Raw genomic sequence first — 18,303 nt, 5'->3', positions numbered from 1 at the left:
AGGGGCCCTGGTTACAATGGGGCACTGGAGACCTCCCATGCCCTTGACCGAACTGGCCGTCCTGGACCGCGGATTCGTGAAGCTGGTGGACCACATGGGGTCCGACCTCAGCGTCGTCAACGCCGCCCGGGTGTCCTTCGGCAAGCGCAAGGAGGTGTATGACGAGGCGGACGGCAAGCTCATCGCCTACCTGGCGGAGCACGACCACACCTCGCCCTTCCGGCATACGGCCATGACCTTCCATGTGAAGGCGCCCATCTTCGTCTTCCGGCAGTGGATGAAGCACCGCATCTCGAGCGAGTTCAATGAGATCAGCGGCCGCTACGTGGAATTCCCGGAGGACGAGTTCTTCGTGCCGGAAACCTTCCGCCGCCAGGCGAAAGTGAACAAACAGGGGTCCGAGGGGACCGTGGAGGGGGATGCGGGCGACCAGGCCCACGCCATCTTCCTGGAAACCTGCCGGAGCGCGGTGGCGCAATATAAAAAACTAATCGGGCTCGGGGTCTGCCGGGAGCAGGCCCGCTGCATCCTGCCCCTGGGCCTCTATTCCGAGGTGTACTGGACCGTCAGTCTCCAGGCCGCGGCCCACTTCATCCGGCTGCGCACGGACGCCCACGCCCAGTGGGAGATCCAGCAGTACGCCCACGCCGTGCGGCGCATGGTGGAAGAACTCTACCCCAACGCCCTCAAGGCCCTCCTGGAGAACGCCCGGCCGTGACCCTCCCGCCCCTCAATCCCGCCCTCTTCCACCTGGATTCCGACCACCTCTGGCTCATGCACTGCTCCGAGGGCCCCGTGCCCCGGGCCGTGGTGCGCAATATCCGGGCCTACCTCCACAAGGAGCTCTGGCCCTGGGAGCTGAAGTGGAAGGAGGACTACCTGGGCGTTCCGGAAGCCCTGCGGGCGGAGGCCGCCCGGATCGTCGGCGGGGAGGCCTCGGATATCACCCTCACCCCCTCCACTTCCTCGGGGCTGGTGACCGTGGCGCAGGCCATGCGCTGGAGCCGCGGGGACGAAGTGGTGGTGCCCCTGGGCGAGTTCCCCACCAACGTCTGGCCCTGGAAGGCCCTGGAGGCCCGGGGCGTGCGCTTCCAGGAAGTGCCCCTCTGGGAGGGGCACCGGGCCGGGGCCTCGGCCTGGGACTCCACCGCCCCCCGGGCGGGGGAGGACGTGGAGGCCCGCCTCCTGGCCGGCCTCAGCCACGCCACCCGCGTGCTCGCGGTGTCCTGGGTGCGCTTCCAGGATGGGCTCAAGCTGGACATCGCCTCCCTGGGCGCGGCCTGCCGGGCCCGGGGCGTGCATCTGGTGGTGGACGGGATCCAGGGCGCGGGCACCCTGCCCGTGGACCTGACCGGGACCAGCGCCTTCGCCACGGGGGGCCACAAGGGGCTCCTGGGACCGCAGGGCCAGGGGTTCCTGTGGACCGATCCCGCCTTCCGCAAGGACCTGATCCCCATGGGCTCCTGGATGTCCGTGGAGGAAGGCACGGCCTTCGACCGCGCCTCCACGGACCATCACCGGGCCTGGCTCGCGGATGGCCAGCGCATGGAAGCGGGGACCCTGAGCATCGTCGCCTGCACCGGGGCCCTGGAATCCTTCCGCACCGTCAACGAGGCCGGCATCCCGGCCATCGCGGCCCACATCCGTCTCCTGCAGGAGCGCTTCCTGGAAGGACTGGCGCGGAACCCCGCGTGGGCGGAGGAGGCTTCGCGCCTGCGGGCCCTGCTGGAAGCGGGGCGCCTGGGCTCCATCCTGAGCCTTCACCACGGGGGCCGGGGTCCGGCGGCCATGCAGGAATTGCTCATGAAGGGCATGCGCAGGGGCGTCTACGCATCCGTGCGGGAAGGGTACCTGCGCGTGGCCTTCCACGGCTGGCACGAGCCGGAGGACGTGGAACGCGTGGTGGATTGGCTGGAATAGTCGCTCTACCATGGAGGGTCGCCCCGGAGAATCCATGACCCCACTGTTCCTCAGCCTGCTGCTCGCCGCCTCCCCGGTGGTACCCGACGGGGGAACCGTCGTCGCCAAGGGCCAGCGCTTCCTGGCCGAAGTGGCGCACACCCCCCAGGAGCAGGCCCTGGGCCTCATGCGCCGCCAGTCCCTGGCCAAGGACCGCTGCATGATCTTCATCTACCCGGACGAAGGCACCCGCAGCATCTGGATGAAGAACTGCCTCATCTCCCTGGACGTGGCCTGGGTCAAGGAGGACGGCACCATCGTGGAGACCGCCGAGGCCGTGCCCCCCTGCTCCCCCATGCGGGGCGACGACTGTCCCACCTATGGCGGCGCGGTGCTCTCCCGGAACTTCGTGGAATTCCCCACCGGCACCCTCCGGCGCCTGGGCCTGCGCAAGGGGGACCGGATCGGGTGGAGCCTGGCCCTGAGCGACGGCAGCACCGTCGTCGGCGGCCTCCCGGTTCCCGCCGAGGGCGCGAAGGGCGCGAAGGGCAGGAAGGCGAAGGCCCGGCGGAAGTAGCTACTCGGCGGGAAGGCCGGGTTCCGCGGACTTCTTCATGGGGGGCTCCACGCCCCTCCACCCCGCCTTCCAGGCCAGGTTCATGGCCAGGGAGCCCAGGATGAAGGCCGCGAAGAAGTACACGAAGAACCGCTCCCGGAGGATCGGGATCATGGCCAGCACCAGGAGGCTGGCCAGGGTCAGGAGACGGCCCGCGCGGGGACTGGCGGAGCGCTTCTTGAAGCTGGGGAAGCGCACGGTGGAGACCATGAGCAGGCCCACCAGGAACAGCAGGGCCGCGAAGGCGTAGGCCACCCACGCCTGGGTGGGCGCGTCCGGCCAGCAGAGGATCACCGCGGCGATGCAGGCGGCTCCGGCGGGAATGGGCATGCCCACGAAGAACCGGGAGTCCACGGAGCCCACCTGGACGTTGAAGCGGGCCAGGCGCAGGGCGCCGCAGGCCACGAAGAAGAAGGAGGCCCCCCAGCCCACGGCCCTCAACTGGGGATCCGCCATGCCCAGCTGGAAGAAGCCGTAGCGGTAGGCCAGGATGGCGGGGGCCATGCCGAAGCTCAGCACGTCGGCCAGGGAGTCCAGCTGGACCCCGAATTCCGTGGCGGTGTTGGTGGCCCGGGCGATACGGCCGTCCAAACCATCGAACACTCCCGCGGCCAGGAGCAGGCCGGCGCCCCAGAGGAAGTAGACGCCCGGATGCTCCCCGGCGGCGTTGATGGACATGACGACGCTGGAGAAGCCGCAGAGGACCGAAAGCAGGGTGATGGCGGAAGGCAGGGCGAACTTGGACCGGGCCACCACCCGCCGCCTGCGCTCCCGGCGCTCCTCAGGATTCATTCTCTGTTTCATGCCCCGATTCTCCCACCAAACCCGCCCCGGGACGATGGAACAAATTCCTGGCACCGATAATGCTGGCACCGCCCGGCAACCCTGCCTACATTGGGAGGCGTTGCGTGGAGGTCCCCATGGACAGGATGCTGCAGTTCGTTCTGGCGCTGGTGGTGCTCGTCCTGGCAGGGTGCCTGGTGCCCCTCCTGCTCCAGCTGTACCGCACCGCCAAGGCGGTGGAGGATCTGGCCCAGAGCGCCCGGGAGGACCTCAAGCAGATCGCCCAGGACATCCACCATACCCGCGCGAGCCTGGACCGGGTGACGGGCCTCGTGGAGAAGAGCCTGGAATTCCCCGCCACCGCGGGGGGACTGGCCGTGGCCCTGGTGCGATCCCTGACCGGACTGCTGGACAGGGGGCCCTCACCGTGGCTGGAGGCCCTCCTGACAGCGGTGAAAATCGGCATATCCTTCTTCACGCGGCCCTCTGCGGACGCCACTGAAAAGGAGACCCCACATGAGTGATTCAAGAGACACCACGGGTTCCACGCTGCTTTTCTTCCTCCTGGGTGCCGCGGTGGGCGCGGTGGTGGTGGCCCTCACCACCCCCAAGACGGGCCGCGACCTGCGATCGGATCTCAAGGACATGTCCAACAAGGTGCGGGACAAGGCGCGCCGGGTGGGCAACGAGATCTATTCGGCCGCTGCCGACGGAATGAGCGACGAGGCCAGCCGGGGCTGAATCCGTATAGACTGACTGCCTTGGGGCATTCATGCAGCTGGTGGTCATAGGGGGCGGACACGCGGGCATCGAGGCGGCGGCCATCGCCGCCAGGATGGGGGTGCCCGCGGTCCTCCTCACCATGAACCTGGACCAGCTCGGGCAGATGAGCTGCAACCCCAGCATCGGCGGGGTGGGCAAGGGCCACATGGTGCGGGAGCTGGACGCCCTGGGGGGGGCCATGGGCCGCCTCACGGACGCCACCGGCATCCACTTCCGGATCCTCAACGCCAGCCGGGGGGTGGCGGTGCGGGGACCCCGGGCCCAGGCGGACCGGGTGAAGTACCGCACGGCCTCCCGCAACCTGCTGGAGGGGGTCCCGGGCCTGCGCCTGGTGCAGGGGGTGGCGGCCGAGCTGAAATGGGCCGGGGGCAGGCTCCACGGCGTGGAGCTGGTGGACGGCTCCTTCCTGCCCTGCGACGCGGTGGTGGTCACCTCCGGCACCTTCCTGAACGGCAAGGTCCTCATCGGCGAGCGCAAGCTGGACTCCGGCCGGGCCGGGGAACCCCCCTCCACCCACCTGGCCCAGCAGCTGCGCGCCCTGGGCCTGCGCTGCCGGCGCCTCAAGACCGGCACCAGCCCCCGGGTGAACGCCGACACCATCGACTTCAGCCGCCTGGAGCCCCAGTGGGGGGACCCGGTGCCCCGGCCCTTCAGTTTCTTCAGCGCGGGCATCCCCCAGCGCCAGGTGCCCTGCCACATCGTGCACACCACCGCCGAGACCGAGCGGGCCGTCCGGGAGAACCTGGGGCGTTCGTCCATGTACGGCGGCCACGTGGAGGGGGTCGGCCCCCGCTACTGTCCCTCCATCGAGGACAAGTTCGTGAAGTTCCCCGGGAAGGACAGCCACCAGATCTTCGTGGAGCCCGATTCCCTGGAGACCCGGGAGATATACCTGGCGGGGCTCTCCACCTCCATGCCGGTGGACGTGCAGGAGCGCATGGTGCGCAGCCTCCCGGGGTTCGAGCGGGCGGAGATCCTCCGGCCCGGCTACGCCATCGAGTACGACAGCTTCGATCCCCTGCAGCTCACCCGGGGCCTCCAGGTTGCGGGCCTCGAGGGGGTGTGGTTCGCGGGGCAGATCAACGGCACCACCGGGTACGAGGAGGCCGCGGGCCAGGGCCTCATGGCCGGCATCAACGCCGTCCGGAGCCTGCGGGGGCAGGAACCCGTCGTCCTGGGCCGGGACCGGGCCTACATCGGGGTCATGATCGACGACCTGGTCACCAAGGGCACCGATGAGCCCTACCGCATGCTCACCGCCCGGGCCGAGCACCGCCTGGCCCTGGCCTGCGACCTCGCCGACGCGCGGCTCCTGTCCGTGGCCCGGGAGGTGGGGGCCCTGTCCCCCGGGGAACTGGGCACCGTGGAGGCCCGCATGGAGCGCCGGGAGCGCCTGCGGGAGCAGTGCGGGGAGGCCTGGGTGGCCCCCACCTCGCCCTTCGGCCCCATCGCCGCCCGGGCCGGCCTCACCCTGGCATCGGGCATGACCCTCCTGGACCTCCTGCGGCGCCAGCAGGTCACCCCGGACCTGGCCGACGCCGCCCTCGCCCTGCTTCCGGGATGGGAGCTCCCCCAGGAGGGCTGGGACCCGCGCTGGGAGCGGGACATCCTGCTCTTCGAGACGCGCTACCAGGCCTTCCACGAACGGGAGGCCCGCCTTCTGCAGGGCCAGCGCGCCTGGGACCACGTGCGCATCCCCGTGGATTTCCGCGTGGAGCACCTGCCCGGCCTGAGCACGGAGGTGAAGGAGAAGCTCCAGCGCCACCGCCCCGAGACCCTGGGCCAGGCCTCCCGCATCCCCGGCATCACCCCCGCCGCGGTGACGCTGCTGCACCTGCTGTTGGAGCGGACCCGGGGGTAGGGGCGTCGCCCGTGTTCCGGAACACGTGCGATGCTCCCTACCCCCGGGTCACCAGGTCCTTCAGGTAGTCGAGGAACGGCTCCCGCAGATCGTCGCGCTTCAGGGCGAACTCCACGTTGGCCTTCAGGTAGTCCAGCTTGTCGCCGGTGTCGAAGCGCCGGGCCGGGATGGGCGCCGCCACCAGGCGCCCCGCCTCGGCCATGACCATCAGGGCGTCGGTGAGCTGGTACTCTCCGCCCACGCCGGGCTTGAGGCTGGCCAGGTGCTCGAAGACCTCCGGGAGCACCACGTACCTCCCCACCACCGCCCAGCGGCTGGGGGCGTTCTCGGGCCGGGGCTTCTCCACGATGTGGTCCACCTCCCACCAGGGGCCCCCGCCCGAGGCCGGGATGCTCACGATGCCGTACCGGGAGACGTGGCTCTCGGGAACCTCCTGGACGCCCACCACGGATTTCCCCGTGGCCTCGTAGGCGGCGATGAGGGCCCCCAGGGCCGGATCGTTCTCGTCGAAGACGTCGTCGCCCAGGAGCAGGGCGAAGGGCTCGTCGCCCACCGCGTGCCGCGCGCAGAGCACGGCGTGGCCCAGGCCCAGGGGTTCGCCCTGGCGCACGTAGGAGAACTGGCCCAGGTGGGTGATCCCCTGCACGAGCTTGAGCTCCTCCGTGCGGCCCCGGCGGTCCAGGGCCTCCTCCAGCTCGAAGGCCACGTCGAAGTGGTTCTCGATGGCCTGCTTGCCCCGGCCCGTGATGAGGACGATGTTCTCGATGCCGGCGTGGATGGCCTCCTCCACCACGTGCTGGATGACGGGCTTGTCCACCAGGGGCAGCATCTCCTTGGGCTGGGCCTTGGTGGCCGGCAGGAAACGGGTTCCCAGGCCCGCGACGGGGATGACGGCCTTGCGGATCTTCTTCATGCCCCGATTATGGCATGGCGGGCAGGGGGAACCGCATCGTCGTGCCCTTGCCCTCCTCGCTTTCGATGTGGATCTCGCCCCCGTGGGCCCGGATGATCTCGCGGCAGATGGCCAGCCCGAGCCCGGTACCCTTGCCGTCGGGCTTGGTGGTGAACATGGGCTTGAAGACCTTGGGCAGCACCTCCGGGGGGATGCCCATGCCGGTGTCCGCCAGGCTCACCAGCCAGCGCCGCCCCCCGGGATCGGGCTCCACCTTCAGGTCCAGGTGCCCGCCGTCGGGCATGGCGTCCACGGAGTTGTTCACCATGTTGAGGAAGAGCTGCTCCATCTGCTTGCGGTCCACGTGCAGCACGCAGGGGTCCGGGGCCTGGAGCGCGAAGGTCACGCCGTGGCTGGCCAGGGTGGGACTCCAGAGGCGCTGGAGATCGGCCACCAGGGGCCCCAGGGGCACGGGCTCGGGGTGGATCCGGGGCCGGCGGGTGGTGCTCATCATCTTGCGCACGATGTCTGCCACGCGTTCGATCTGGCCCCGGATGACGCCCAGGCGGTCCCGGGTGCGCTCGGTGACCTCGGGCTGGCCCTCCAGGAGCTGGAGGTGGCTGTTCACCAGGTTGAGGGGGGTGCCCACCTCGTGGGCGAAGGCCGCCGTGAGCTGCCCGGCCACGGCGAGCCGCTCCTGCTGGCTGAGCTCCTCCCGCAGGAGGGCGTTGCCCTCCATGAGGTTCTCCAGCTCCTGGTTCTTGGCCTGGAGGGCCGAAAGGGCGTCCTGGATCCGGCTCTGGAGGCCGGCGTTGAGGCCCTTGATCTCCTCGATGAGCTGCTCCCGCTCCAGCGAGGCGCGTTCCAGCTGCGCGGCCATGAGATTGAAGCGGTTGGCGATGATGCCCAGCTCGTCGTTGCTGCGCACGTCGGTGCGGGCCGTGGGGTCGCCCTGCTCAAGCCGGCTCATGGCGTCGGTGATGCTGCGGATGGGCTCGGTGACCACGGTGGCCAGGATCACCCACAGCAGGATGAACTCCCCCAGGAGCACGAAGGGAAGCCTCACGTAGGTGTTCCGGAGGTTGTGGTCCCACACCGTCTCCCAGTGCTCCAGGTCGCAGTAGGTGCGGATGAGGCCCAGGGGGGGCTGGCCCTTCTTGGGGTTCTTGATGGGCAGGTAGAACTTCCAGGCCCGGTTCCCGGTGTTGAGGTCCACCAGTTCCGCCTGGGGCGCGCCCCTCATGTAGCTGCCGATCTCCCTGCCGTAGGTCACCGCCGCGTCGTCCGCGGAGGAGGTCACCAGGGACACCTCGTCGGTGCCCTCGCGCCTGAAGACGTCGATCTGGAAGATGCTCCGGTCCGGCCCCGCAAGGCCCTCCAGGAGCTCCTCGATGCCGCGCTGGTTCTTGAAATCCCGGAAGTCCTTGTCCCACCGCTGGAGGATCTCCGTCTCCACCACGGACGAGGTCTCCCAGGCCAGGTTCCGGGTGTAGTTGAGGATCTCCCGGCGGCTGTTGCGGGTGATGGAGTAGGCCACGGCGATGGTGAGCAGGCTGGTCACCAGGGCCGTGACGATGAAGAGCTTGGCGTGGAGGCTGCGGAACCAGCCCAGGGGGACGTACTTCATGGTTTCCCCTCCCCCGGCAGGCCCAGGCCTTCCCGCAGGGAGGCCCGGAACGCTTCCTCCGGCATGGCCGCGGCGGCGGCGCGGAACCGCTCGAAGGCCCCCAGCCGGGCCTCTCCCGCGTAGGCGAGAAGCTCCAGCGTCCCGGAGGCGAGTTTCGCCCGGGCCCGGGCCGCCAGGCCCTCCTGGAGCTCCTGGAGGAAGCCCTCCAGCATCGCGAGGTCGTGGTGCTCCCCCAGGGCCGTCTGGAGCTCCCGGAGCTGCCGGAGGCCCTCCACGGGGGGCGCGGGGAAGGCCGCGGCCAGGATCTCCAGGGTGTAGCGCAGGCGCTTGGCCCGGATCCGCGCGGCGTGGAGGGCCGGCGGGTCCTCCCTGCCCAGGAGGCCCGGCAGGGGCGAGAACGCCGCCTCAAGCATGGGGTCGAGGGCGTCCCACACCTCCTGCGCAAGGTTTCCGGGAACGAAGGGGTCGGGAAGGCTGGGCACCTCCAGGAGGTCGGAGAGGTGCCGGCAGGGGTTGCCCTCCAGGTTCCGGGCCATGGCGCGCCGGGCCCGGGCCCTCCGCGCGTCCAGGACCTCCAGGGCATGCTCCCGGGCCGACCCCGTGGCAAGGCCCGGCACCGCGAGGCGCTCCAGCCAGGCGCTGTGCACGTCCAGCTCGCGGGTCAGCCCCAGGGCCCGGGTGAGGGCGCGCAGCTTGCGGCCCTGGCGCCGGAAGCCCGGGTACAGCTCCGGGCGCACCAGGTCCAGCACGGCCCGCACCCGCCGGGAGCCGACCCGCACCTGGTGGAGGCGCTCCGGGTCCGAGGGCCACGCGGGGTCCGCCAGGAGCCCGGCGAGGTGCTCCACCCGCGCCTCCAGGGCGCGGTGCAGGAGGATGCTGAGTTCCAGGGCGTGCATGTGACCATCATAGAGAAGAAAAATTCCGCACGCCGTTCCCGGATGCGAAATTTTGGCGTAAAATCGCGGAACGAGGTACGGATGGACAGCATCACCATCAAGGGCGCCAGGGAACACAATCTCAAGAACGTGGACCTGGTCCTTCCCCGGAACAAGCTGGTCGTCATCACGGGGCTGTCCGGCAGCGGCAAGTCCAGCCTCGCCTTCGACACCCTCTACGCCGAAGGGCAGCGGCGGTACGTGGAGAGCCTTTCCGCCTACGCCCGCCAGTTCCTGGACCAGATGGAAAAGCCCGACGTGGACAGCATCGAGGGCCTCTCCCCGGCCATCTCCATCGAGCAGAAGACCACCAGCCGCAATCCGCGGTCCACGGTCGCCACGGTGACGGAGATCTACGACTACCTGCGGCTCCTCTTCGCGCGGGTGGGGCTGCCCCAGTGCATGGCCTGCGGCCGGCCCATCGCCAGCCAGACCATCCAGGAAATGGCGGACCAGATCCTGGCCCAGCCCCAGGGCATGAAGATCCAGGTGCTGGCCCCGGTGGTGCGGGCCCGCAAGGGCGAGTACAAGAAGCTGCTGGCCGACTTCATGAAGCGCGGCTACATCCGGGCCCGGGTCAACGGGGAGATGCTGGACCTCACCGACGGCGTCCCCGACCTGGACAAGCAGAAGAAGCACACCATCGAGGTGGTCATCGACCGCCTCAAGAACGCCGAGGGCATCAGCTCCCGCCTCGCCGACAGCCTCGAGATCGCCTGCAACCTGGCCGAAGGGTCGGCCCTGGTGGACCTGGGGGGCAACGAACGGCTCTTCTCCTCCAAGCTCGCCTGCAACAACGTCAAGTGCCAGCGCTTCGGCATGGGGATCCCCGATCTGGAGCCGCGCTCGTTCAGCTTCAATTCGCCCTTCGGGGCCTGCCCCACCTGCGACGGCCTGGGCTTCAAGCGGCAGTTCGCCGAGGAGCTCATCGTTCCCAACCCCGACCTGAGCATCAGCCAGGGCTGCATCGTGGCCAGCGGGTGGAAGTCCGCCGGGGAGGACGGGTGGCGGGCCCAGTTCCTGGGCCAGCTGTCCAAGGCCCTGGCCTTCAGCCTGGACACCCCCTGGAGGAAGCTGTCCGCCGACGTGCGCCGGGTGCTGCTCTACGGCCTGGACCGCAAGATGAAGTTCATCTACCAGAACAAGGGCAACCGTTACGAGTTCATGCACAACTTCGAAGGCGTCGTGGGCAACCTCGAGCGCCGCTACCGGGAGACCTCCAGCGAGGAGATCCGCGCCGAGATGGAGGAATCCATGCGGATCACCCCCTGCGAGGCCTGCGGGGGCACCCGGCTCAAGCCGGAGATTCTTTCGGTCTTCGTGGGGGGCCTCCACATCGCCGCCGTGAGCGCTATGAGCGTGCGGGACGCCCGGGTGTGGTTCGACAAGCTGCGCCTGGAGGGCAAGGACGCCGTCATCGCCGGCAAGGTCTTCAAGGAGATCAACGAGCGCCTGGGCTTCCTGGACGACGTGGGCCTGGGCTACCTGACCCTGGACCGCTCCGCGGCCACCCTCAGCGGCGGCGAGGGCCAGCGCATCCGCCTGGCCACCCAGATCGGGTCCAAGCTCCAGGGCGTCATGTACGTCCTGGACGAGCCCAGCATCGGCCTGCACCAGCGGGACAACCAGAAGCTGCTGAACACCCTCAAGGAGATGCGGGACCTGGGCAACACCGTCCTGGTGGTGGAGCACGACCTGGAGACCATCCTCGCCGCCGACCACGTGGTGGACCTGGGCCCCGGCGCCGGGGAGCACGGTGGCTTCGTGGTGGCCGAAGGCACCCCGGAGGAGATCAGCCGCAGCGCGGCCTCCGTCACGGGCCACTTCCTCTCGGGCAAGGAGACCATCCCCGTCCCCCGCAAGCGGCGCAAGGCCTCCCGGGGCCACATCCAGGTGGTGGGGGCCCAGGAGAACAACCTGCGCAAGGTGGACGCCTCCTTCCCCATCGGCCTATTCACCTGCGTCACCGGGGTCTCGGGCTCGGGCAAGAGCACCCTCGTGAACGAGATCCTCTACAAGGCCCTGGCCAACCAGCTGCACCAGGGCGTCCACGTGGTGGGCCGGCACAGGAGCATCAAGGGCCTGGAGCACGTGGACAAGGTCATCGACATCGACCAGGCCCCCATCGGCCGCACCCCCCGGAGCAACCCCGCCACCTACACCGGGCTCTTCACCCCGCTGCGGGACCTCTTCTCCCAGCTGCCCGAAAGCAAGGCCCGGGGCTACACGCCGGGGCGCTTCAGCTTCAACGTGAAGGGCGGCCGGTGCGAGAAGTGCGAGGGGGACGGCGTCCTCAAGATCGAGATGCACTTCCTGCCGGACATCTACGTCACCTGCGAGCAGTGCAAGGGCAAGCGCTACAACCGGGAGACCCTGGAGATCCACTACAAGGGCCACAGCGTCTCGGACGTGCTGGCCATGACCGTGGAGGAGGCCCTGGCCCTCTTCGCGCCCATCCCGGTGCTGGCCAACAAGCTCCAGACCCTCTCCGACGTGGGCCTGGGCTACATCCGGCTGGGCCAGAGCGCCACCACCCTTTCGGGGGGCGAGGCCCAGCGGGTGAAACTGGCCCGGGAGCTTTCAAAGCGTCCCACCGGGCGCACCCTCTACATCCTGGACGAGCCCACCACCGGCCTCCACCTCAAGGACATCCAGAAGCTCCTGGAGGTCATCGGCCGCCTCATGGACGCCGGCAACACCGTCGTGGTCATCGAGCACAACCTGGACGTCATCAAGACCGCCGACCACATCCTGGACCTGGGCCCCGAAGGGGGCGCCGAGGGCGGCCTCATCATCGCCACGGGCACCCCTGAGGAGGTGGCCAAAAACAAGGCCAGCGTCACGGGGCGATACCTCCGGCCCTACCTTAAGGCGTAGGGTCCCAGCCTTTCGCCCCGGTTCGTCGCTGCGGGCCAAGCCCGCAGCAACGAACCGGGGCGAAAGGCTGGGACTCGGTCGATTCTAGGCCTTGGTGTCGATGGTCTTGCCCAGGTGGGCGGGGGGCGGGGGCTTGGGGGCCTCCTGGGCCTTCTGCTGGGCCTGGACGGGAGCTTGCTTGGGCGTTTCCACCTTGGTGGCCTGCGGATGCGGCTGGATGCTTGAAACCTTCATGGCGAACCCCCTGGGGAACCGGTTAGGCGTAGGTGTTGATGTTTCCGCCCAGGCCTCCGGCGGAATCGATGAGGCGGACCAGGGCGGCGCCCTCCGCCTGGGCCATGTCCAGGACCTTGCGCTCCACCCCGACGCCCAGGGCCGCCTGCGTCATGCTCGCCTGCTGGCTCATCAAGCTGTCCACGGAAAGACTCACGTCCACGGGGCTACTCCTGAATCATTCTTATCGGTCCTTCGCCGGTTTGACTTTAGGCAACCTTGCCCGCAGGAGGGCGGCGGCGTCCTGGAGGGTGAGATCCCGGCCCCGGCCCTGGGCGGTCGCCGCCCGGTTCACCTCGGCAATGGCATCGAAAACCTCGCGGCGGTGCACCTGGACTTCCTTGGGGGCCTTGATGCCCAGGCGGACCCCGTCCTTGCTCACGCCCACGACCAGGACTTCGATATTTCCATTGATAATTAGTGATTGATCCAGCTTCCGGGTGATGACAAGCATGGGGACCTTTCAGGCTACTTGTCTGATATGACGGGAAACTTCAGGGGGAACTGCTCGGTATTGAGCACCACCTGGCGTCCCTGCCGGGTGCGCAGGTTGATGAGGATGGGCCCGGCCAGGTTGGCGGTCATGTGGCGGGGATCCTCGGGAATGACCACCAGGGCCAGCACCAGGGCCTCGGAGGGGGCCTCGATGGCCAAGGCGCTGGCATCCTCGCCGGAAAGGGGCACCTGGTAATCCCCCTTGATGGCCGCCACATCGATGCACACGAAATGAATATCCTCGCGCTCGACGGGTTGGAGGAATTTGAGGGGGTAGGCGTCGGAGGGCTCCAGCAGTTCAAAGCGCCGGAGTTCCGGGAAGCCGATGAGCCCGGCGGGGAACCCGATCTCCCCCTCGCCACGGGGCAGGAACACCGGGAATTGCAGGGGGAAGATCCGGGTGTCCAGCTGGACCTGGACGCCCGTGCGGGTGCGGGTGTTGAGGACCAGGGGGCCCGCCAGGTTGGCCGTCATGCGCCGGGGATCCTCCCCCGGCACCACCACGATGACGAGCACCAGGGCATCCTCGGGTTTCTCCAGGGCGAGGACCTGGGCCTCCTCCGGGGACAGGGGCACGTCGTAGTCCAGCTTCACCGTCGCGGCGTCCATACAAGCGAACGAGATGTCCGGCGAAGCCACGGCCTGCATGAATTTCAGGGGGTACGTGCCTTCCGGCTCGAAGACCCGGAATTCGGTCAGGGTCGGAAAGCCGGCGAGGGCCTTGGGGAAGGTGATGATGAAATCTTCCTGGTTCATCCGGGCTCCTGGATCAAGGTGGTGGTCCATCATCCCATCGACCGCCAGGGCCGGGCGCCTTATTTCGATTCGAACACGGCCCAGAGTTCGTCCAGCCGGGTCCGCCGGAACCGCGGATTGGGAATGCACCGCTCCAGCGCTTCCCTGGATTTGGGGGGATGCTCCAGCCGCGCCAGGATCCACCGGTTGCCCAGTTCCATCACCGCGGCCACGTCCCCCTGGTTGCCCCACAGGTGTCGCAGGTGGGTCAGGCGGCGGGCCCGCTCCACGGCGGTGTCGCCCAGGCCCATGTGGCGGACCTTGTCCACCACGGGATGGTCGGTGGGGGGACGGTAGGACCGCACCCGCTGGATGGTGCGACGCATCTCGCCGGGGAGCTGGGCCAGGCGGGGTCCCACCTCCGGATCGTCGCGCCGGGCGTCGGCCTCGATGGCCAGGGTGCGCAGCAGGGGCAGCAGCAGGGCCGCGTCCCGGGCCGCGTAGCTGATCTGGGCCGGCCGCAGGGGCCGGTACATCCAGTTGGAGTCCTGCTCCTCCTTGGGGATCTCCACCCCGAGCTTCAGGCGGGCCATGGTCTTGAGGCCGGGCTGGGGGTACCCCAGGGTGCGGGCCAGGAGCATCGTGTCCATCACCGAGGAGGGCACCACGTCGTAGATGCGCTTGAACACGATGCCGTCGCCCGAGAAGTCGTGGACGATCCAGGGCACCTCGGCCATGGCCTCCAGGGTCGGCTTCATGAGCTGGGGGATGGCGATGGGGTCCACAAGCCAGGACCGGTCGTGGGTGGCCACCTGGAGGAGCGCCAGTACGCAGTGATGGAATCCCGTCAGGCTGCACTCGATGTCCACCGCGAGGAGATTGGCCGCGAACCAGTGGGGCAGCGCTTCCGCGAGCGTCTCGGGCGAATCAACGTACGAGGTTGGGAGATCGAAGTGAGCCAGTGACATTCCTAAAGTGTGCCCGAAATTCGGTTCGTCTAGACTGTCAAGGGAGAATTCGATGAGCAAATCCTTGTTCTGGGCAACTTTTGTCACCGTGTTCCTGGCGGAGCTGGGCGACAAGACCCAGCTCGCCGCCATGACGGCCACGGCGCGGTCGGGGGCCCTCCTCACGGTGTTCCTCGCCGCCAGCGCCGCCCTGGTGTGCGCCACGGCCATCGGCGTCCTGGTGGGGGGAGCCCTGTTCAGGCTCATCCCGGAGCACATGGTGAAATACGCCGCCGGGGCGGCCTTCATCGGCGTCGGCCTGTGGGTGATCGTCAAAGGCTAGCGAGGGCCTTCAGCACCTGCTCGTCGTGTTCCGCGGCCTTGACGTCCCTGAGGACGTCCTTCACGATCCCGTCCTTCCCGATGATGAAGGTGACCCGCTTGGCCACGCCTATCACCGGCATCCGGACCCCGTAGGCGTCGATGATGGCGTGACCCGGATCCGCCAGGATGGGGAAGGGCAGGTGGTACTTCTCCGAGAAGGCGGCGTGGCTCGTCACGTCGTCGGCGCTGACCCCCAGGACGACGGCGCCCTTCGCCTTGATCCGGTCGAAGCCGTCCCGGAGGGAGCAGGCTTCCTTGGTGCAGCCCGGGGTGTCGTCCTTGGGGTAGAAATAGAGCACCACGACCGATTTCCCGGTGAAATCGGCCAGCTTGACGGTCCTGCCGTTCTGGTCCTGGGCCGTGAAGGGGGGCGCCGGGACGCCGGGCTTCACATCGGCCCCCGAAAGGGCCAGGGTGGCCAGGGTGCCTGCGACGAGCGTTCTGAACATGGACATGGGGACGCCTCCACCCCATTGGATGCCCCCGCGGCCCCGGCGTTCCCGGGGTTCACCGGGGGTTCTGGAACCGGATGGCTCCCAGCAGGGCCACGGGGCAGGTGACGGCCCTCAGGATGCTTCCCCCGAGGGTGACCGGTTTCCACCCGGCACCGGTCAAGGCGGCGAATTCGGCGTCGGTGATCCCCCCCTCGGGCCCGCTGGTGAAGGCGACGGGACCGGGTTCAAGGCGGGGGTTGCCCTCCCCGGCGCGCACTTCGTAGGCCACCCAGCGCTGGGGCACATCCACCCCGAGCAGGGCATCGAATTCCGCCGGCTGGCCCAGGGCGGGGATCCGGGACCGGTGGCTCTGCTCGCAGGCGCCCCGGATGATGCGCTCCCACCGCTCGAAGCGCGCCTGGGTCTTGGCGGGGTCGTACTCGCTGCGCTCGTAGGCCACGGGCTGGATGGAGGTGGCGCCCAGTTCAACGAGGCCGGGCAGCACGTCGTCCAGGAGCGACAGCTGGGCCGTGAGGGGAATCCAGGCGTGGACCGGGAAGGCCGGCTCCCGCTGTTCCTCCAGGGGCCGCACGAGGCGGGCCACGGCCCGGTCCTTGGTGATCTCGGCCAGGTCCGCCTTCCAGGGCCCCGAGGGAAGCACCAGTTCCAGCGCGGCCCCCGCGCCCAGGCGCAGCACCCAGAGATGCTTGGCCTGGGCCGGTTCCAGGGGGAGGAGGGAGCCCTCCCGGGGGAGGTCGGCCTGGGTGAGGAAAAAGCGTGGGAGGCTCATGCTGGAATCTTCCCCTAAACTGGAGGATCTGGAGGCAACTTGTTCCACGCATTGCTCGAATCCGCACCCTGGTGGGCCTGGCTGGGGTTCCACGTCCTCGTGTTCGCCATGCTGGCCCTGGATCTGGGGGTCTTCAACCGCTCCGCCCATGAGCCGTCGATCCGGGAGTCCGGGCTGTGGACCGCCGTGTGGATCGCCCTGGCCCTGGCCTTCAACGGCCTCATCCTCAAATACATGGGGCCCGTCCACGCCGGCGAGTACCTCGCGGGTTACCTGCTGGAGAAGTCCCTCAGCGTCGACAACCTTTTCGTATTCGTCCTGGTCTTCACGTCCTTCCAGGTTCCGCGCAGGAACCAGCACCGGGTGCTGTACTGGGGCGTCCTGGGCGCCCTGGTGATGCGGGCCGTGATGATCCTGGCGGGCACCGCCCTGCTGCAGCGCTTCGCGTGGATGACCTTCGTGTTCGGCGGATTCCTCATCTACACCGGCGTGAAGATGCTGGTCCACAGGGACGAGGAGCCCGGTGATCCCAAGGACGGGGCCGTGGCCCGGGCCTTCCAGCGCGTCCTGCCCTTCGATCCCGAGGGCGGCTTCACGAAGCTCCTGGTGCGCAAGGGGGGCCGCACCTTCGCGACCCCCATGTTCCTGGTGCTGGTGGTGGTGGAGGTGACCGACCTGGTCTTCGCCGTGGATTCCATTCCCGCCGTGCTGGCCGTGACCCGGAACCCCTTCATCGTCTACACCAGCAACGTGTTCGCCATCCTGGGCCTGCGCAGCCTCTACTTCCTCCTGGCGAGGATGGTGGACCGGTTCCACCACCTCAGCATCGGCCTGGCGGTGATCCTCGCCCTGGTGGGCGTGAAGATGTGCATCGCCGAATGGATCCACGTCCCCATCCTGCATTCGCTCCTGGCCATCGGCGCGATCCTCGCGGGCTGCATCCTTTCGAGCCTGTGGACCACCCGTCCGGGCAAAGGCAGGGCCTGATGCGCATCTGGACCCATGCCCTGGAGGCCGCCCCCGCCCAAGGCCCCTGCGTGGTCACCCTCGGGAACTTCGACGGCGTCCACGCCGCCCACCACGCCGTGCTGGAGTTGGCGGCTTCCCGGGCCCGGGAGCTGGGCCTGACCGCCGCGGTGGTCACCTTCGATCCGCACCCCTCCGTCGTCGTCGCGCCCGAGCGCAAGCCCAAGCTCCTGATGACGCTGCCCCAGCGCCTGGAGGCCTTCCGCATCGCGGGCATGGACCTGGCCTGGGTGATCCCCTTCAGCCGGGCCTTTTCCGAATTGAGCCCCGCCGCCTTCCTGGAGGGCCTCGAGCGGGCCCTGGCCCCTCGGGAACTGCACGTGGGCCGCCAGTTCCGCTTCGGCAAGGACCGCGCGGGCACCCTCGACGCGCTGGAGGCCTGGGGCCGGCAGGCCGGCTGCGAGATCCATGCCCACGCCCTGCGCGCGCCGGACGGGGGGCACCTCTCGTCCACCCGCATCCGCGCGGCGCTGGAAGCGGGCGACGTGGAGGAGGCCGCGGCGCTGCTGGGCCATCCCTACGCCCTCACCGGGATCGTGGTGGAAGGGGAGCGCCGGGGCCGCCAGATGGGCTTTCCCACCGCAAACCTGGCCTGGGAGCAGGGGCAGCTGCCCGGCAACGGCGTCTACGTCACGGAAGTGGCGGGTCCCCACCTCCCCAGCCCCCTGCGGGGCCTCACCAACGTGGGGGAGAAGCCCACCTTCCAGGGCCGGGCCATCACGGTGGAAACCCACCTGCCCGGCTTCCAGGGGGATCTGTACGGAGCCCCTCTCGCGGTGCGTTTCCTCCACCGGATCCGGGGCGAAATGCGCTTCGCCGGCGTGGAGGAGCTGCGGGCCCAGATCGCGCGGGACGTGGCGTCCGGACTGGCCTGGCGGGCCGAGGGGTCCTGAGACGTCCTGCGAACATCCTTGTTTGCAGCGTTAACAGGGTGCTTCGCGCCGGG

21 protein-coding genes are annotated in these 18,303 nt (G+C 69.0%); 10 read left to right on the top strand and 11 right to left on the bottom strand.

Going from position 1 to position 18,303, the window contains the following annotated elements; translation table 11 throughout:
* Positions 1 to 37 precede the first annotated feature (37 nt).
* Genes thyX through R2J76_RS20690 form a run of 3 tightly spaced genes read left to right on the top strand, consistent with a single transcriptional unit; the run spans position 38 to position 2,476 of the window.
* A complete protein-coding gene (gene thyX, locus R2J76_RS20700; protein WP_316413563.1) occupies positions 38 to 718 on the top strand; it encodes an FAD-dependent thymidylate synthase in 681 nt (226 codons plus the stop codon).
* Positions 715 to 1,920: an aminotransferase class V-fold PLP-dependent enzyme gene (locus tag R2J76_RS20695; RefSeq protein ID WP_316413562.1), complete on the top strand. Its 1,206-nt coding sequence runs from the start codon at positions 715 to 717 to the stop codon at positions 1,918 to 1,920. Before thyX ends, R2J76_RS20695 begins: the two co-directional genes overlap by 4 nt.
* Positions 1,921 to 1,954: 34 nt before the next feature.
* Positions 1,955 to 2,476: a DUF192 domain-containing protein gene (locus R2J76_RS20690; protein WP_316413561.1), complete on the top strand. Its 522-nt coding sequence runs from the start codon at positions 1,955 to 1,957 to the stop codon at positions 2,474 to 2,476.
* On the opposite strand, the gene pssA is transcribed toward R2J76_RS20690, so the two are convergent.
* Complete coding sequence (gene pssA / locus R2J76_RS20685) at positions 2,477 to 3,319, bottom strand: CDP-diacylglycerol--serine O-phosphatidyltransferase (RefSeq protein ID WP_316413560.1); 843 nt, start codon at positions 3,317 to 3,319, stop codon at positions 2,477 to 2,479. It lies immediately after the preceding gene.
* 116 nt (positions 3,320 to 3,435) lie between these two features.
* Here pssA and R2J76_RS20680 point away from each other — a divergent pair, with 116 nt between their 5' ends.
* From R2J76_RS20680 to mnmG, 3 genes are read left to right on the top strand one after another with little or no spacing between them, the layout of a single operon-like run.
* Complete coding sequence (locus R2J76_RS20680; protein ID WP_316413559.1) at positions 3,436 to 3,822, top strand: hypothetical protein; 387 nt, start codon at positions 3,436 to 3,438, stop codon at positions 3,820 to 3,822.
* Entirely contained in the window at positions 3,815 to 4,039 is a 225-nt protein-coding gene (locus R2J76_RS20675; protein ID WP_316413558.1) for a YtxH domain-containing protein, read from the top strand. The genes R2J76_RS20680 and R2J76_RS20675 overlap by 8 nt, the downstream gene beginning before the upstream one ends.
* Positions 4,040 to 4,070: 31 nt before the next feature.
* The gene (gene mnmG, locus R2J76_RS20670) at positions 4,071 to 5,942 is read left to right on the top strand and encodes a tRNA uridine-5-carboxymethylaminomethyl(34) synthesis enzyme MnmG (RefSeq protein WP_316413557.1); all 1,872 of its coding nucleotides are present in this window, start codon (positions 4,071 to 4,073) and stop codon (positions 5,940 to 5,942) included.
* Positions 5,943 to 5,979: 37 nt separating this feature from the next.
* Here mnmG and galU read toward each other — a convergent pair whose 3' ends face one another.
* From galU to R2J76_RS20655, 3 genes are read right to left on the bottom strand one after another with little or no spacing between them, the layout of a single operon-like run.
* Positions 5,980 to 6,855 carry a UTP--glucose-1-phosphate uridylyltransferase GalU gene (galU, locus tag R2J76_RS20665; RefSeq protein WP_316413556.1) on the bottom strand — a complete coding sequence of 292 codons (876 nt, stop codon included), beginning with the start codon at positions 6,853 to 6,855 and terminating at the stop codon, positions 5,980 to 5,982.
* Positions 6,856 to 6,862: 7 nt separating this feature from the next.
* Positions 6,863 to 8,461 carry a sensor histidine kinase gene (locus R2J76_RS20660; RefSeq protein WP_316413555.1) on the bottom strand — a complete coding sequence of 533 codons (1,599 nt, stop codon included), beginning with the start codon at positions 8,459 to 8,461 and terminating at the stop codon, positions 6,863 to 6,865.
* Positions 8,458 to 9,357 carry a CHAD domain-containing protein gene (locus tag R2J76_RS20655; protein WP_316413554.1) on the bottom strand — a complete coding sequence of 300 codons (900 nt, stop codon included), beginning with the start codon at positions 9,355 to 9,357 and terminating at the stop codon, positions 8,458 to 8,460. The genes R2J76_RS20660 and R2J76_RS20655 overlap by 4 nt, the downstream gene beginning before the upstream one ends.
* Before the next feature lie 81 nt (positions 9,358 to 9,438).
* On the opposite strand from R2J76_RS20655, the gene uvrA reads away from it, so the two are divergent.
* Complete coding sequence (gene uvrA / locus R2J76_RS20650) at positions 9,439 to 12,273, top strand: excinuclease ABC subunit UvrA (protein WP_316413553.1); 2,835 nt, start codon at positions 9,439 to 9,441, stop codon at positions 12,271 to 12,273.
* An 84-nt stretch (positions 12,274 to 12,357) separates the two neighbouring features.
* Here uvrA and R2J76_RS20645 read toward each other — a convergent pair whose 3' ends face one another.
* Genes R2J76_RS20645 through R2J76_RS20625 form a run of 5 tightly spaced genes read right to left on the bottom strand, consistent with a single transcriptional unit; the run spans position 12,358 to position 14,744 of the window.
* Complete coding sequence (locus tag R2J76_RS20645) at positions 12,358 to 12,507, bottom strand: hypothetical protein (protein WP_316413552.1); 150 nt, start codon at positions 12,505 to 12,507, stop codon at positions 12,358 to 12,360.
* 22 nt (positions 12,508 to 12,529) lie between these two features.
* Entirely contained in the window at positions 12,530 to 12,709 is a 180-nt protein-coding gene (locus R2J76_RS20640) for a hypothetical protein (RefSeq protein ID WP_316413551.1), read from the bottom strand.
* 21 nt (positions 12,710 to 12,730) lie between these two features.
* Positions 12,731 to 13,000 (bottom strand): carbon storage regulator CsrA, encoded by a 270-nt coding sequence (gene csrA, locus R2J76_RS20635; protein ID WP_316413550.1) that lies wholly within the window; start codon positions 12,998 to 13,000, stop codon positions 12,731 to 12,733.
* A gap of 14 nt (positions 13,001 to 13,014) precedes the next feature.
* Positions 13,015 to 13,797, bottom strand: a complete 783-nt coding sequence (gene fliW / locus R2J76_RS20630; protein ID WP_316413549.1) for a flagellar assembly protein FliW — start codon at positions 13,795 to 13,797, stop codon at positions 13,015 to 13,017.
* Positions 13,798 to 13,856: 59 nt separating this feature from the next.
* Positions 13,857 to 14,744 carry a ribonuclease D gene (locus tag R2J76_RS20625; protein WP_316413548.1) on the bottom strand — a complete coding sequence of 296 codons (888 nt, stop codon included), beginning with the start codon at positions 14,742 to 14,744 and terminating at the stop codon, positions 13,857 to 13,859.
* Between the two features lie 52 nt (positions 14,745 to 14,796).
* Here R2J76_RS20625 and R2J76_RS20620 point away from each other — a divergent pair, with 52 nt between their 5' ends.
* Entirely contained in the window at positions 14,797 to 15,066 is a 270-nt protein-coding gene (locus R2J76_RS20620) for a TMEM165/GDT1 family protein (protein ID WP_316413547.1), read from the top strand.
* On the opposite strand, the gene R2J76_RS20615 is transcribed toward R2J76_RS20620, so the two are convergent.
* Both R2J76_RS20615 and R2J76_RS20610 read right to left on the bottom strand, forming a co-directional pair.
* Positions 15,056 to 15,556, bottom strand: coding sequence for a peroxiredoxin (locus R2J76_RS20615; protein ID WP_394366854.1), 501 nt, complete (start codon positions 15,554 to 15,556; stop codon positions 15,056 to 15,058). The genes R2J76_RS20620 and R2J76_RS20615 overlap by 11 nt on opposite strands.
* Positions 15,557 to 15,614: 58 nt before the next feature.
* Entirely contained in the window at positions 15,615 to 16,331 is a 717-nt protein-coding gene (locus tag R2J76_RS20610; protein WP_316413544.1) for an RsmE family RNA methyltransferase, read from the bottom strand.
* Positions 16,332 to 16,370: 39 nt separating this feature from the next.
* Between R2J76_RS20610 and R2J76_RS20605 the strand changes: the two genes are divergently transcribed.
* Both R2J76_RS20605 and ribF read left to right on the top strand, forming a co-directional pair.
* A complete protein-coding gene (locus R2J76_RS20605; protein ID WP_316413543.1) occupies positions 16,371 to 17,318 on the top strand; it encodes a TerC family protein in 948 nt (315 codons plus the stop codon).
* On the top strand, positions 17,318 to 18,250 hold the full coding sequence (gene ribF, locus R2J76_RS20600) for a riboflavin biosynthesis protein RibF (RefSeq protein WP_316413542.1): 933 nt from the start codon (positions 17,318 to 17,320) through the stop codon (positions 18,248 to 18,250). Before R2J76_RS20605 ends, ribF begins: the two co-directional genes overlap by 1 nt.
* The last annotated feature ends 53 nt before the right edge of the window (positions 18,251 to 18,303 follow it).

The organism is Mesoterricola silvestris (assembly GCF_030295405.1).
GTDB lineage: Bacteria > Acidobacteriota > Holophagae > Holophagales > Holophagaceae > Mesoterricola > Mesoterricola silvestris.
The sequence above is the reverse complement of the archived record's forward strand: the minus strand, read 5'-3'. Positions and strand labels throughout refer to the sequence as shown.

Bases quoted from the DNA above. Each gene is read 5' to 3' on its own strand.
- R2J76_RS20655 (WP_316413554.1), bottom strand. From the start codon at position 9,357: ATGCACGCCCTGGAACTCAGCATCCTCCTGCACCGCGCCCTGGAGGCG.
- R2J76_RS20625 (WP_316413548.1), bottom strand. From the start codon at position 14,744: ATGTCACTGGCTCACTTCGATCTCCCAACCTCGTACGTTGATTCGCCC.
- uvrA (WP_316413553.1), top strand. From the start codon at position 9,439: ATGGACAGCATCACCATCAAGGGCGCCAGGGAACACAATCTCAAGAAC.
- R2J76_RS20610 (WP_316413544.1), bottom strand. From the start codon at position 16,331: ATGAGCCTCCCACGCTTTTTCCTCACCCAGGCCGACCTCCCCCGGGAG.
- R2J76_RS20620 (WP_316413547.1), top strand. From the start codon at position 14,797: ATGAGCAAATCCTTGTTCTGGGCAACTTTTGTCACCGTGTTCCTGGCG.
- thyX (WP_316413563.1), top strand. From the start codon at position 38: ATGCCCTTGACCGAACTGGCCGTCCTGGACCGCGGATTCGTGAAGCTG.
- mnmG (WP_316413557.1), top strand. From the start codon at position 4,071: ATGCAGCTGGTGGTCATAGGGGGCGGACACGCGGGCATCGAGGCGGCG.
- pssA (WP_316413560.1), bottom strand. From the start codon at position 3,319: ATGAAACAGAGAATGAATCCTGAGGAGCGCCGGGAGCGCAGGCGGCGG.
- R2J76_RS20690 (WP_316413561.1), top strand. From the start codon at position 1,955: ATGACCCCACTGTTCCTCAGCCTGCTGCTCGCCGCCTCCCCGGTGGTA.
- R2J76_RS20680 (WP_316413559.1), top strand. From the start codon at position 3,436: ATGGACAGGATGCTGCAGTTCGTTCTGGCGCTGGTGGTGCTCGTCCTG.
- fliW (WP_316413549.1), bottom strand. From the start codon at position 13,797: ATGAACCAGGAAGATTTCATCATCACCTTCCCCAAGGCCCTCGCCGGC.
- R2J76_RS20615 (WP_394366854.1), bottom strand. From the start codon at position 15,556: ATGTTCAGAACGCTCGTCGCAGGCACCCTGGCCACCCTGGCCCTTTCG.
- csrA (WP_316413550.1), bottom strand. From the start codon at position 13,000: ATGCTTGTCATCACCCGGAAGCTGGATCAATCACTAATTATCAATGGA.
- R2J76_RS20660 (WP_316413555.1), bottom strand. From the start codon at position 8,461: ATGAAGTACGTCCCCCTGGGCTGGTTCCGCAGCCTCCACGCCAAGCTC.
- R2J76_RS20675 (WP_316413558.1), top strand. From the start codon at position 3,815: ATGAGTGATTCAAGAGACACCACGGGTTCCACGCTGCTTTTCTTCCTC.
- galU (WP_316413556.1), bottom strand. From the start codon at position 6,855: ATGAAGAAGATCCGCAAGGCCGTCATCCCCGTCGCGGGCCTGGGAACC.
- ribF (WP_316413542.1), top strand. From the start codon at position 17,318: ATGCGCATCTGGACCCATGCCCTGGAGGCCGCCCCCGCCCAAGGCCCC.
- R2J76_RS20645 (WP_316413552.1), bottom strand. From the start codon at position 12,507: ATGAAGGTTTCAAGCATCCAGCCGCATCCGCAGGCCACCAAGGTGGAA.